General features: G+C 61.9%; 11 protein-coding genes and 1 pseudogene. 4 read left to right on the forward strand and 8 right to left on the reverse strand.

Annotated features, from left to right (window positions below):
- Positions 1-140: 140 nt before the first annotated feature.
- From glyA to NKI21_RS12010, 7 genes are all read right to left on the reverse strand, one after another.
- Complete coding sequence (glyA, locus tag NKI21_RS11980; RefSeq protein ID WP_013532252.1) at positions 141-1,454, reverse strand: serine hydroxymethyltransferase; 1,314 nt, start codon at positions 1,452-1,454, stop codon at positions 141-143.
- Positions 1,455-1,632: 178 nt separating this feature from the next.
- A complete protein-coding gene (locus NKI21_RS11985) occupies positions 1,633-3,279 on the reverse strand; it encodes a Na+/H+ antiporter (protein ID WP_352865688.1) in 1,647 nt (548 codons plus the stop codon).
- 142 nt (positions 3,280-3,421) lie between these two features.
- Entirely contained in the window at positions 3,422-4,675 is a 1,254-nt protein-coding gene (locus NKI21_RS11990) for a L,D-transpeptidase family protein (RefSeq protein ID WP_352865691.1), read from the reverse strand.
- 362 nt (positions 4,676-5,037) lie between these two features.
- Positions 5,038-5,436 carry a hypothetical protein gene (locus tag NKI21_RS11995; RefSeq protein ID WP_352611698.1) on the reverse strand — a complete coding sequence of 133 codons (399 nt, stop codon included), beginning with the start codon at positions 5,434-5,436 and terminating at the stop codon, positions 5,038-5,040.
- Between the two features lie 176 nt (positions 5,437-5,612).
- Positions 5,613-6,128: a transcriptional regulator LdtR gene (gene ldtR / locus NKI21_RS12000; RefSeq protein ID WP_008875359.1), complete on the reverse strand. Its 516-nt coding sequence runs from the start codon at positions 6,126-6,128 to the stop codon at positions 5,613-5,615.
- 238 nt (positions 6,129-6,366) lie between these two features.
- Positions 6,367-6,789: a DUF6163 family protein gene (locus NKI21_RS12005; RefSeq protein ID WP_023810222.1), complete on the reverse strand. Its 423-nt coding sequence runs from the start codon at positions 6,787-6,789 to the stop codon at positions 6,367-6,369.
- Positions 6,786-7,829 carry an enoyl-CoA hydratase/isomerase family protein gene (locus tag NKI21_RS12010; RefSeq protein WP_352865695.1) on the reverse strand — a complete coding sequence of 348 codons (1,044 nt, stop codon included), beginning with the start codon at positions 7,827-7,829 and terminating at the stop codon, positions 6,786-6,788. The genes NKI21_RS12005 and NKI21_RS12010 overlap by 4 nt, the downstream gene beginning before the upstream one ends.
- 247 nt (positions 7,830-8,076) lie before the next feature.
- On the opposite strand from NKI21_RS12010, the gene NKI21_RS12015 reads away from it, so the two are divergent.
- From NKI21_RS12015 to NKI21_RS12030, 4 genes are all read left to right on the forward strand, one after another.
- Positions 8,077-8,853, forward strand: coding sequence for a DUF8605 domain-containing protein (locus tag NKI21_RS12015; protein WP_352442542.1), 777 nt, complete (start codon positions 8,077-8,079; stop codon positions 8,851-8,853).
- 88 nt (positions 8,854-8,941) lie between these two features.
- Positions 8,942-9,973, forward strand: coding sequence for a porphobilinogen synthase (hemB, locus tag NKI21_RS12020; protein WP_352442541.1), 1,032 nt, complete (start codon positions 8,942-8,944; stop codon positions 9,971-9,973).
- 6 nt (positions 9,974-9,979) lie between these two features.
- A complete protein-coding gene (locus tag NKI21_RS12025; RefSeq protein WP_352442539.1) occupies positions 9,980-10,924 on the forward strand; it encodes a cobaltochelatase CobT-related protein in 945 nt (314 codons plus the stop codon).
- Between the two features lie 147 nt (positions 10,925-11,071).
- Positions 11,072-11,719 (forward strand): dihydrofolate reductase family protein, encoded by a 648-nt coding sequence (locus NKI21_RS12030; protein ID WP_023810218.1) that lies wholly within the window; start codon positions 11,072-11,074, stop codon positions 11,717-11,719.
- Between the two features lie 50 nt (positions 11,720-11,769).
- On the opposite strand, the pseudogene ppk2 reads toward NKI21_RS12030, so the two are convergent.
- A pseudogene (gene ppk2, locus NKI21_RS12035) lies at positions 11,770-12,689 on the reverse strand (polyphosphate kinase 2).
- Between the last annotated feature and the right edge of the window lie 166 nt (positions 12,690-12,855).

Raw genomic sequence — 12,855 nt, forward strand, 5'->3', positions numbered from 1 at the left:
CCGTGACCAAAGCGCCCACCGCTAAACCGGCCGATCGTTCTGACCACACACTGGGGCCCTCCACCCTGGCTCCGGCGGGCGCCCCCGACGTGCTGCACCGAGGCTTGGGGTTGCCGCAGGCGGTAAGACTTCCTATCGCGTCAGCCGAGATAGGGATAGAGCGGGAAGCGATCGGTCAGCGCCACGACCTTGGCCTTGACCGCAGCTTCGACAGCGGCATTGCCCTCGTCGGAATTCGCAACCTTGAGACCGTCCAGCACTTCGGCGATCAGCTTGCCGATCTCGCGGAATTCGGCCTGGCCGAAGCCGCGCGTGGTGCCGGCCGGGGTGCCGAGACGCACGCCCGAGGTGACGAAAGGCTTTTCCGGGTCGAACGGGATGCCGTTCTTGTTGCAGGTGATGTTGGCGCGGCCCAGCGCCGCCTCGGCGCGCTTGCCGGTGGCGTTCTTGGGCCTGAGGTCGACCAGCATGAGATGGTTGTCGGTGCCGCCGGAGACGATGTCGAGACCAGTCTCCTTGAGGCTGGAGGCGAGCGCCTTGGCGTTGGCGGCGACGCTCTCGGCATAGACCTTGAAGCTCGGCTTCAGCGCTTCGCCGAAGGCCACCGCCTTGGCAGCGATGACATGCATCAGCGGGCCGCCCTGCAGGCCGGGAAACACCGCCGAATTCATCTTCTTGGCGATGTCCTCGTCATTGCACAGGATCATGCCGCCGCGCGGGCCGCGCAGCGATTTGTGCGTCGTGGTGGTCACGACATGGGCATGCGGCAGCGGCGACGGATGCACGCCGCCGGCGACCAGGCCGGCGATGTGCGCCATGTCGACCATCAGATAGGCGCCGACCGCATCGGCGATCTCGCGAAAACGCTTCCAGTCCCAGACGCGCGAATAGGCGGTGCCGCCGGCCAGGATCAGCTTCGGCTTGGTCTCATGCGCGGTCTTCTCGATGGCGTCCATGTCGAGCAGATGGTCGTCCTGGCGCACGCCGTAGGAAACGACCTTGAACCATTTGCCGCTCATGTTGACCGGCGAACCGTGGGTCAGATGGCCGCCGGAATTGAGGTCGAGGCCCATGAAAGTGTCGCCGGGCTGCAAGAGCGCCAGGAACACCGCCTGGTTCATCTGGCTGCCGGAATTCGGCTGGACGTTGGCGAAGTTGCAGCCGAACAGCTTCTTGGCCCGCTCAATGGCCAGTTCCTCGGCCACATCGACGAACTGGCAGCCGCCATAGTAACGCTTGCCCGGATAGCCCTCGGCATATTTGTTGGTCATGATCGAGCCCTGCGCTTCAAGCACCGCGCGGGAAACAATGTTTTCCGAAGCGATCAGCTCGATCTCGTGGCGCTGGCGACCGAGTTCGTTGCGGATGGCGCCGAAAATCTCCGGATCGGCGTCGGCCAGCGTGGTTTCGAAGAAGGATTCGAATTTGTTCGACACTGCCGCTGCTGTTGCCATGGCCTGAAATCCTCGGGGTTCGGGGACAATTTTTGATTTATGCATGTCGTTGTCCCAAAATCGCTGCACACTTTTGGGCGACATGCATTTGCCGCGCCATTAACACAGTTGTTTTCGCCCCGCCACGTTTGCGGCGCGAAATTTGCTGGCCGGATTGCGCCAGCGAAGCCGCAGGCCGCTATTTCCTCGCCTTGCGGCCTTTCAGCAAGGCCTCGGTGAGCGTGATCTCGGTAAACAGCGCCTGCGACGTATGGTCGTTGATTTCGCCCCGACGAAACATGGCACGCACGGCCTCGCGCTCGGCTTCGATGCCCGCAAATCTCAGTTCAAGTTCCAGCCTTCCGGCTTCGCGCGCCTCGGCGCGCGCCTCATCGGCTTCGTCGGAGGCGGCGATGCGGCGCCGGTAACCGGCGACAATGCTATCGGCGGCGGCAAGCCTGGCGCCAGGCACCTCGCCTCCCTCATCATCAGCAACTCCGGCGATGCTCTCGATGCGCGCGATTGCCGCCTTGGCAGCGCCGACACGCGCCAGGCGCTCCTCGGCGGCACCGGCATCCTCACCGGGCTCGACCAGCCCCCTGGCGATCGTCGGCAGAGCGAGACTGGCGAAGACAAGCGTGCAGATGATGACGCCGGCGGCGAGGAAAATGACCAGGTCGCGCGCCGGAAACGGCGAGCCGTCCGGCATGGCGAGCGGCAGCGACAGGATGCCGGCCAGCGTGATCGCGCCGCGCACACCGGCCACTGAACCGGCGAGCCGCACGCGCAGCCCGAACGGCTCCACCTTGCGCTTGCCCAGACGCGCGGCGATGCCGGCTGCGATATCGCCGATCCATATCCACAGGAAGCGCAGCGCGATCAGGCACAGCGTCAGCGCGATGACGGTCGCGATCGGCTGGATGATCGGATGCAGGCTCATGAGTTCCGGCGGCACACGGCGGATGATGTCGGGAAGCTGCAGCCCGAGCACGATGAAGAGAGCGCCGTTGAAAACAAAGGAAAGCGTCGTCCATAGCGACATCGTCTGCATGCGCGCCGAGACGCCGAGGAAGCGGAACACGCCGGAGCCGCCGGTGAGCAGGCCGGCGGTGACCGCCGCCAGGATGCCGGACGCTCCGACGTGCTCGGCGCTGAGATAGGCGATGAAGGGCAGCAGGATCATCACCAGCACCTGCGCCTCGGCCGGCACGCCGCCGATGCGGTTGAGCAATTGCAGCAGCTTGGCGGCGACGAACAACGCCGCCACGCCGATCAGGATGCCGGCGGCGACGGCATAGAGGAAACTGAGCGAAGCCGCGGCGAAGGAAAAGCTACCTGTCAGCGCCGCCGCGACGGCGAAGCGGAACATGACGAGGCCGGAAGCATCGTTGAGCAGCGACTCGCCTTCCAGAATGTGCATCAGCCGCGCCGGAACGACATTCTTGTCGACGATGGAGGACACGGCCACCGCGTCCGTCGGCGACAGCACCGCGGCGAGCGCGAAGGCGACCACCAGCGGGATGCTCGGCACCAGCCAGTGCAAGGCATAGCCGAAGCCGACGATGGTGAAGAAGACGAGCCCGATGGCTAGATCCAGGATCGGTCCACGCAGCGCCATCAGTTCGCGCTTCGGCGCGCCATAGGCATCGCCGAACAGCAGCGGCGGGATGAACACCAGCAGGAACAGTTCCGGATCGATCTCGACATGGATGCCGCGCACGGGCCAGGCGAGTGCGGCGCCGATCGCGATCTGCAGCACCGGCAGCGGCACGCGCACCAAGCGCACCAGCGCGCCTGAAAGCGCGACGAAGACGAGCACGATCAGAATAAAGACGGCGACTTCCATGATCCGGCTCCAGACTTGTCCGCCGACCATGCGCAAAGCCGGCCGATCCGTCCAGCCGCCCCTCCCGCGAAAAACGCAGCGGGACCCAAGCAACGAAAAGGCCGCCCTGACAGGCGGCCTTTTCTGTAAAAAAATCAGCTATTTAAAGCGATGACGTGATCTGCAGCTCGTTATTGCCATCGAGCGCGTAGACGTCGTCGCGGAACTGCACGACGCCCGGGCCTGTCGACCAAGCCGAGAGGTAGAGGAAGTGGACCGGCACCGGGTTGGTGACCTGGACCGGGGTGTTTTGGCCGGTCTTGATCGCCGCCTCGAAATGCTGGCGGTCCCAGCCGGGCGTGTCGCGCAAAATCCAGGTGACGAGGTCGCGCACGTTCTGTACGCGCACGCAGCCCGAGGAATCGAACCGCATCATCTTGCCGAACAGGCTCTGCTGCGGGGTGTCATGCATGTAGACGCCGTCGGGGCTCGGGAAATTGATCTTGACCGAGGCCATGGCGTTTTCCGAACCCGGATCCTGGCGGAACCGGTACTTCTCCGCGTCGTCGGTCGACCAGTCCACGTTCAACGGGTCGACTTCGCTGCCATCCGGTGCGAACAGGCGGATATGGCTGTCCTTCAGATAATCGGGATTCTTCCGCATCAGCGGAATGATATCCTTGCGCACGATCGAGACCGGCGCGTTCCAGTACGGATTGACGATGATCTCGTTGATCTTGGAATTGACGATCGGCGTCTGGCGATCGATCTTGCCGACGATCGCGGTATGGCGAAGCACGACGCGGTCGTTCTCGACCGCTTCGATCTGCGCTGCCGGAATGTCGACCAGCACATAACGGTTGCCCAGCGTGCCGGCCTTTTCGCGTAGCCGCTGCAGATTGGTCTGCAACTGGCCAAGCCGTATCTGCGCCGAGACATTCATCGCCGCGTAGGTGTATTTGCCGAGCGCACCGTCGGCAGGCAGGCCGTGGCGCAGCTGGAAGCGCTTGACCGCCGAGTCGACGTAGGAGTCGAAAGCTGTCGAAATGCCGGCGCTCTGCGACAGGTCGCCCGCGACCATCAAGCGCTTGCGCAATGGCACCACATCGGGATCATCGACGCCGAGCTGCAGTTTCTTGGTCGCGGGAACATCGACCCAGCCACCCTGCCCGACAATATTCTGATACTGCGCGACTGCCTGTTCCGTGAAGGCGACGGTCTGCAGACTGAAGATCGGCAGCGTCGAGGCCACCTTTCCGCCCTCGCTGGCGCGGGCGTCGAACTGGTCGTCCCAATTGCCGCGCGCCGAGGATTTCAGGATATCACCGATCACATCTTGCGCATTGGCGCCGCCGGCGACCACCGCTGCTGCGAGCGCGGAGGCTCCGGAGAGGAAAAAACGACGGCTGGTTCTCATGGACGTTCCAGACATTTGTAGCAGTTCGATCACTTGCTGCGTTGATCACCGGGCGATCTCGCCCGCACTGTAAAATTGGCAATCTTAACAATTAGCCAACCATGCTCCGTATCACCTTGGTGTGACAGCGCCCAGGCGCGATACGGATTGCGGGTGAACGCATGGTCTTCACACCAGCATCACTGCCACTCTCGGTTCCATTGGAATATGGCGGCAACGTGGCCTTGGCCCGCGATTTGCATCGGGCGCCGCAGCGAAATGAAAGGCCCGTGCTTTTTCGGTATCGATCGGCATCCTTGATCGCGTCAAGCAGACGGCGGTTCGGCCGCTCCACGAGACGCGCTGCCTATCCTCACGATCCCTCAGTGTGAGGTTTCAACCTTTGGGCCCGGACCTGGCTTCGCCTTCAATTCCGAACATCGTTGCAACACCTCATGCTGGGGGTAGCGCAGGACTTTGTTGTCCTCGAGTTTGAGCAGCAGCTCCCGCCTCTTGTCTGTGCTCTCGCCGTCCGTACACGTCATATCCAGGATGACGACATCCAGGCGGTTGATCTTCTGAACCTTGTCCAACGTGCAGCGGACCTCCCACATTTCCATTGCTTTGTCGGTAAACGTCACTATCGAGTCATTGTTGTCACAGGGCTCGCTGCCTTCCCCAGCGAAAGAATCCTTCCACCATTCCTCGGCAAAAGCCGTTTGCGAGACCAACAAAAGCACTGCGGCAACCGAGCAAATCTTCGTGCGTTTTCCCTCACCCATAACGCGCCCCTCCAGGCCGTGACATTAGGCACTGCTGCAGCGAAAGCAAACCTGGCCGGATATTTGGGCTTTGGGATCAGGAAAAGAAAAGGCCGATGCCTCTCGGCACCGGCCCTGACTGAAGGTCGATATTTCGGCCGCGCTTCTGTGGCGCGGGCCGGATCCGATGCGGCGCCTTACATCCGGTAGGCGATGGTGTCGTTCCAGAAGCGGTCGAGCCGCTGCAAAGCGCGGTTCATCTGCTTGAACTCGTCGGTGTTGATGCCGCCGACCTGTTCGATCGAGCCGACATGACGCTCGTAGAGGCCGGCAACGACCTCCGCCACCTCGTTGCCCTTCGGCGTCAGCGAGACACGGACCGAACGGCGGTCGATGCGCGAGCGCTGGTGGTTGATGAAGCCGAGATCGACCAGCTTCTTCAGATTGTAGGAGACGTTCGAGCCGAGATAGTAGCCACGCGAGCGCAGCTCGCCGGCGGTCAGCTCGGAATTGCCGATATTGAACAGCAGCAGCGCCTGGATGGCATTGATGTCGGAACGGCCGTTGCGGTCGAATTCGTCCTTGATCACATCAAGCAGGCGGCGGTGCAGCCGCTCAACAAGCTGCAGCGATTCCATGTACAGGGAACGGATAGCCTCGCGGCGATCGTCGGATACGTTGGCGGTCTTCGCCGCCGGACGCGAATTGATCATTGTCTTTGCCTCTCGTTTGTCGCCCTGGTGATTTTTTGTTTTTCACCTTGATCGCGACACTATCGAATACTCATAAAATTCGACTTAAACGCTAGGGCTAACAAGAGCTTACCGGTAAGAGGTTTCGCAAGAGGCTTAACGAACGGTCACCCGAGCAAGGATAATTAACCTAAAGATTTCGGCAACGATTGCGGGGCTCATTCGAGGCGACAGCGGGGCCGCCAATGTGCTCAAGGGCTTAGTGGCGGACCGGGCGCTTCTGCAGGTAGATGACGACGCGGAAGACAATGTAGAGCACCGCCACCGCCGCATGCGAGACGACAATCAGCAAGCGATGGCCGAATAGCTCGGGAAAGCCGGCATACATGACCGTCTCGGTCACCGCGCAAATGAACCAGATCACCGGGCCCCAGGACGCCAGCATCCACAGGCCGGCAGCGGCAAAGGGGAAGAACACGGCGAGCACCACCGCCGCGACCTGCCAGTGCACGGGCATCAGGTCGAACCGCCACAGCGTACCCGGATAAAAGCCGATCAACCTGATCCAGTAGAGAATGCCGAACAGCAGGCAGTAGCCCGATATGACGCGCTGGAACCAGGCGAAGATCACCTCCACCCCGGAGGGCTGCAGCACGACGCGCCTCGAGGTCACCTCGCTCATATCAAGAGTTCCCGTTCGCCGAGCGGAGCGAAATAGGCATCGACATCCGCTTCGCTGACCGCAGCGAGGCTTGCCGGCCGCCATTGCGGCTTCGAGCCCTTGTCGATGATGGCGGCGCGGATACCTTCGTAGAAATCATGGCCGGCGAGCATCCGGTTGAGGATGCGGAACTCCATTTTCATGCAGGCTTCCATGGACAGCGTCAGTCCGGCGCTGATCTGCCGCCAGGCGACGCGCAGGCTGGTCGGCGAGCAGGTGCGGATCGTCGCCAGTGTCTTTGCCGCGAACTCATCGGCGGCGGCCGCACGCTCGAGGCTGTCGATGACGCGGTTCAGGGACGGTTGCGAAAAATGGCGGACAATCGCCTCCAGCGTCGGTCTGTCGGTTTCTCGCCTTGCCTGCACGAAGAAGCCGCGCAGCACCGATTCCGGATCGCCGGTCAGTGTCAGCCGGTCGAGGAAGCCAGCCTGGTCCTCGGCCTTGATGGTGTGGGTGGCCAGCCCCGACCACAGCGCATCGCCATAGCGGATGCGATTGCCGGTCAGCGCCAGATACATGCCGAAGGAGCCGCCGAGATCAGGCAGCAGGTGGCTGGCGCCAACATCCGGAAAAAAGCCGATGCCGACCTCCGGCATGGCAAATTGGGCATTCTCGGTCATCACCCGGTGCGAGCCATGGAAGGAGATTCCGACACCACCGCCCATGACGATGCCGTCGATCAGGGCCACATAAGGTTTCCTATAACTGTTGATGCGGGCGTTGAGGCGATATTCGTCGGCGAAGAACTCGACCGGCGGTTTTCCCGCCCGGCCTGTCTCATAGACATGCAGGATATCGCCGCCGGCCGAAAAGGCCCTGCCCTCGGCCCTGACGACGACGACATCGACGCCCTGGTCGGTCTCCCAGGCGGAAAGGGCAGCGTCGAGCGCCCCGATCATGCGGTGCGTCAAGGCATTGAGCGCCTGCGGCCGCGTCAAGGTGACGACGCCGGCCCGGCCCAGATGTTCGAAGCGGATCTCGTCGCCTCCGCCAAAATCCATCGTGAAGAATCCCTCCCCCGGCCGCCGGGACTGAAGTGCTAAAGCGTGGCGCATGGGTGCGTCAATGGCGAGCACACCGGTGCAAGCTCTGGCCCGGACCAGGAGCCGGTACTAAAAATCGAGCTGCAATACTGAAAAACTGGATAGAGTTCATTGCAGCGCAGCTCTGGCGGGTCTTCGAACGGGACGATTGGTTATGACTCGATTTTCACGCTTTGCGCCGGTGGCAATTGGGCTGAGCATCTGCTTGGCTGTTCACCCTGTCATGGCGGGGACTTTGGAAGACCTCTACAGTTCGCAGACCATCGTCAACGGCAAGTACGAGAAGAACCGCCAGTCCGGCTTCAAGCGCTGTCTCGACGCGGTTCTGGTGCGGATTTCCGGTGATCAGCGCCTGCCGGCGAAACCTGAAATGACGGTATTGCGTGATAAGGCCGGCAGCTTCGTCGCTGGCTTTCGCTACCGCGACCGCATGGAAGGCATTCCCAACCATGACGATCAGGGCACGTACGATCGGCCTCATAATCTTTATTGCCAGTACAAGCCGGCTGACATCGACCCGGTGCTGGCTTCGCTCGACAGCAGGCCGTGGCTGACCGAGCGGCCACGGCTGGCGGTGTTTTTGGTGACCGAACGCGGCCCAAGGCATGCCGCGCTCGATGCCAATGACGAGCGCGGCATGCTGATGCGCGAATCCTTCAGCAATGCCGCCGCGCCACTGGCCATGCAGGTGGCTTTTCCCACGGCAGCACTGCTGTCGCAGGCCGGGCTGGACGATCAGACACTTCGCAACGCCGAGATGACCAAGCTCGACAGCATCGCGAAAAAGGCCGGTGCCGACCAGGCGCTTTCCGGCAACCTTGTCTGGAGCGACAAGGAACTGGGCTGGATCGCCGACTGGCGGCTGGCCATGGCCGGCAAGACCTACATCTGGCAGGTGCGCGGTGTCGGCTTCGACGAGGCTTTCCGTGTCGCCATCAGGGGCGCAGCACAGATTCTGTCAGGCAATGGGCAACCCGAATAGACCTCGACCGCGTCGCTGGCACAATCGTGCCGCATTGGTCAGCGGCGGGAGCTCGTGGTAAAAGCCTGCCCGAACGAGAGTATTGGCGATGAACAAATTCACCCCCGCAAAGCCCGCCGGCGCGCGCGGCGTCGACGAGATCACCGGCAGCCGCCGTCTGCGCCGCATGCGCAAGGCCGACTGGTCGCGCCGCCTCGTGCAGGAGAACCGGCTCACGGTCGACGACCTGATCTGGCCGATCTTCGTCGTCGAGGGCAAGGGTGTCCGCGAGCCGATCGCCGCCATGCCCGGCGTCTTCCGCCTGTCGATCGATCTCGCCGTCAAGGAGGCCGAACGCGCGGCAAAGCTCGGCATTCCCGCGCTCGCCACCTTCCCCAATGTCGACATCTCGCTGCGCGACCAGACCGGCTCGCACATCCTCGACCCCGACAATGTCATCAACCGCGCCACCCGCGCGATCAAGGACGCGGTGCCGGAGATCGGAATCATCACCGACGCCGCGCTCGACCCGTTCACCAGCCACGGCCATGACGGCATCCTGCGCGACGGCATCATCGTCAACGATGAGACAGTGGAACAGGTAACCGCCGCTGCCGTCATCCAGGCGGCCGCCGGCGCCGACATCATCGCGCCGTCCGACATGATGGACGGCCGCATCGGCGCCATCCGTGACGCGCTCGACGCCAACGGTTTTCAGGACGTCGCGATCATGTCCTACGCGACCAAATTCGCGTCGGCCTTCTACGGCCCCTATCGCGAGGCTGTGGGCACCGCCGGCCTGCTCAAGGGCGACAAGAAGACCTACTATATCGACCACGCCAATTCCGACGAAGCAGTGCGCGAGGCCGAACAGGACATTGCCGAGGGCGCCGACATGCTGATGGTCAAGCCCGGCCTGCCCTATCTCGACATCATCCGACGGCTGAAAGACGAGTTCCAGATGCCGACCTTCGCCTACCAGGTGTCGGGCGAATATTCGATGATCAAGGCGGCAGGCGCCAATGGCTGGATCGACGGCGAGAAGGCAATGCTGGAATCGCTGCTCGCCTTCAAGCGCGCCGGCTGCGACGGCATCTTGACCTATTTCGCGCCCGAAGTGGCGGAACTGCTGAAGGGATAGCCGACATTGCTGCGAAGGCTGGGCAAGCATTTCAGATCATTGTTTGTCCCCGTGCCACGCGGCGACACTGCTACGCCCGGCTATCACGCCTACGTCACGCTCCATGACTGGATTGTGCCGAGCCTAAAACTGTCAAACGCTATCGGGCAGCTTTCGGACAAACATAAATCCGCGGTCGAGGCGATATGGGCAGAGCTGGAGAGCGGCCTCGCCGGCTGGAGGACGAAGCATCTGATTCTGGCAGCGGATATTGCCACTGAAGTCCGGGATAGCGTATCGGCGCCTGACCGCGCTGACACGGTCGTCTCCATTCTCGTCGACCAGTCCGGATCGATGCGCGGCCAGAAAATGCTGTACGCGGCTGCTTCAGTCGACATTGCACAGGAGTTTCTGCGGACACTCGGCATAAAGGTCGATATCCTTGGGTTCACCACGCGCAATTGGCGCGGTGGGGAATCGCGGCGCATCTGGAATGAAGATGGCCGGCCCAAAAATCCGGGAAGGCTGAACGACCTGCTGCACATTATCTACCGGCAGGCCGACGACAGCCGTCAGAGCAGTTTGGGTCATGTTCTCAAGCCGATGTTACGGCCGGACCTTCCCAAGGAGAACATCGACGGCGAAGCCATCGAGTGGGCCGTTGGGCGTCTGCGAGAACGACCCGAGGCCCGTAAGGTTCTGCTTGTTGTCTCAGACGGAGCACCCGTTGACGACGCCACGCTGCTGGCAAATGGAGCGCACTATCTCCAAGACCATATTTTGCAGGTGATTGGGCAGGTTGAGGCAGCCGGAGATATCGAATTGCTGGCCGTTGGTCTGGGCTTTGCCGTCGACCGATACTACCGGACGTCGGCGCATTGCGAGGCGCCCGACGAGCTTGCCGGGACGGTGTTGTCCCTCTTGCGGGACCATTTGATCGCTAAACGGGACAGTAAAGTCGAGCCGAGCTGACAAGGCTGCACCCCGCCTTTCGTACCCCAGCGTTGCAGGTCCGCTACGTTGGGAGATTGCTGCCGCCAGAAAACTGCTTGCAATTAAAAACCAGTTTGATACAAAACAACTGCTTGCAAAATACAACTGGTTGTCGAGGAGGCTCGCATGTCCAAACTTCGCGTCAACGCTTTCACCCTGTCGCTCGACGGCTATGGCGCCGGTCCTGATCAGGATCTGCAAAATCCGCTCGGCGTCGGTGGGGAATCCTTGCACAAGTGGTTTGTCGACACCCGCACCTTCCGAGAGATGGTGCTCGGACAAGATGGCGGCACCACCGACGTCAACGAGGCGTTCGCGGCGCGCAGCTTCGAAAATGTCGGCGCCTGGATCCTCGGCCGAAACATGTTCGGACCGATCCGCGGCGAGTGGCCTGACGACAGCTGGAAGGGCTGGTGGGGCGACAACCCGCCCTATCATGTGCCGGTTTTCGTGCTCACCCATCACAAGCGGGAACCGATCACGATGGAGGGCGGCACCACTTTCCACTTCGTCACTGACGGTATCCATTCAGCTCTTGAACAGGCTAAGGCTGCCGCTGGCGGCAAGGACGTGCGGGTCGGCGGCGGCGTCGCCACCATCCGGCAATATCTGCAGGAAAAACTGATCGACGAGATGCATCTGGCGATCGCGCCGGTGCTGCTGGGCACGGGCGAGAACCTTTTTACCGGCCTCGACATGCTCAAGCTCGGTTATGTCTGCAACGAGCAGGTGGCGACGCCGCTCGCCACGCACGTCATCATCAAGCGGGCGTAGGTGGAGAGCCAATCTCCCCCCTCGAGGGGGAGATTGCAGCTTCGTCTATCTCAATACTTCTCCGGCACGTAAAGCTCGCGCGGCAGCACTTGGCGTTCGTATTCGGGGTTGAAGACGCGCTCCGGCAGCGTGATCTCCTCGTGCGGCACCTCCTCGTAGGGCAATTGCTTGAGCAGATGGTCGATGCAGTTCAGCCGCGCGCGCTTCTTGTCGTTGCCCTCGACGATGAACCAGGGCGCTTCCGGGATGTTGGTGCGGGCGAAGGTCTCTTCCTTGGCCTTGGTGTATTGCTCCCAGCGCACGCGCGACTGCAGGTCCATCGGCGACAGTTTCCACTGCTTCATCGGATCATGGATGCGCATCAGGAAGCGCATCTGCTGTTCCTCGTCGGTGATCGAGAACCAGTATTTGACCACGGTAATGCCCGAGCGGACCAGCATGCGCTCGAACTCCGGCACGTCGTGAAAGAATTCTTCGACCTGATCGGGCTGGCAAAGCCCATCACCCGCTCGACGCCCGAGCGGTTGTACCATGAGCGGTCGAACAGCACGATCTCGCCGCCGGCCGGCAAATGCGGGACATAGCGCTGGAAATACCATTGCGACTTTTCGCGCTCGGTCGGTGCCGGCAGTGCCACGACACGGCAGATGCGAGGGTTGAGCCGCTGGGTGATACGCTTGATGACACCGCCCTTGCCGGCCGAGTCGCGTCCCTCGAAGATCACCACCAGCTTCTTCTTGTGATAGACGACCCAGGACTGCAGCTTGATCAATTCGGACTGCAGGCTGATCAGGTCGCGAAAATATTGCATGCGATCGATCGAAGGCGGATGCGAATTCTTGTAGATCTTGGCGATCTCCATCGACAGCGCCGGCTCCGACATTTCGAGCTCATAGTCTTCGTCGAGCGTGTCGGCGAGTTCGGCTTCAAGCCAATCCCTGGCCGCAGAATTCTGTTTTAGCTCGGTCATTATCGGCTGCTCCACTTGCAAGCTCTGTCGATCCACGTCCGGCGCCCCAAACTCCCGGCTTACAGCCCGGAACGGCAACGCCTGAGCCGACTTCAATATAGGCCCGCAATGACGGTTTTATTGCAGCCTGACCTGATCGCCATCACTGGAAAAACCTGCGAGGCAT

The organism is Mesorhizobium sp. M0715 (assembly GCF_040320355.1).
In the GTDB taxonomy this organism is placed as follows: Bacteria; Pseudomonadota; Alphaproteobacteria; order Rhizobiales; family Rhizobiaceae; genus Mesorhizobium.

What these genes read in the sequence shown, in the direction of transcription:
- NKI21_RS12005 (WP_023810222.1), bottom strand. Translation starts at nt 6,789, where the DNA reads ATGAGCGAGGTGACCTCGAGGCGCGTCGTGCTGCAGCCCTCCGGGGTG.
- hemB (WP_352442541.1), top strand. Translation starts at nt 8,942, where the DNA reads ATGAACAAATTCACCCCCGCAAAGCCCGCCGGCGCGCGCGGCGTCGAC.
- NKI21_RS11995 (WP_352611698.1), bottom strand. Translation starts at nt 5,436, where the DNA reads ATGGGTGAGGGAAAACGCACGAAGATTTGCTCGGTTGCCGCAGTGCTT.
- glyA (WP_013532252.1), bottom strand. Translation starts at nt 1,454, where the DNA reads ATGGCAACAGCAGCGGCAGTGTCGAACAAATTCGAATCCTTCTTCGAA.
- NKI21_RS11985 (WP_352865688.1), bottom strand. Translation starts at nt 3,279, where the DNA reads ATGGAAGTCGCCGTCTTTATTCTGATCGTGCTCGTCTTCGTCGCGCTT.
- NKI21_RS12030 (WP_023810218.1), top strand. Translation starts at nt 11,072, where the DNA reads ATGTCCAAACTTCGCGTCAACGCTTTCACCCTGTCGCTCGACGGCTAT.
- ldtR (WP_008875359.1), bottom strand. Translation starts at nt 6,128, where the DNA reads ATGATCAATTCGCGTCCGGCGGCGAAGACCGCCAACGTATCCGACGAT.
- NKI21_RS11990 (WP_352865691.1), bottom strand. Translation starts at nt 4,675, where the DNA reads ATGAGAACCAGCCGTCGTTTTTTCCTCTCCGGAGCCTCCGCGCTCGCA.
- NKI21_RS12010 (WP_352865695.1), bottom strand. Translation starts at nt 7,829, where the DNA reads ATGGATTTTGGCGGAGGCGACGAGATCCGCTTCGAACATCTGGGCCGG.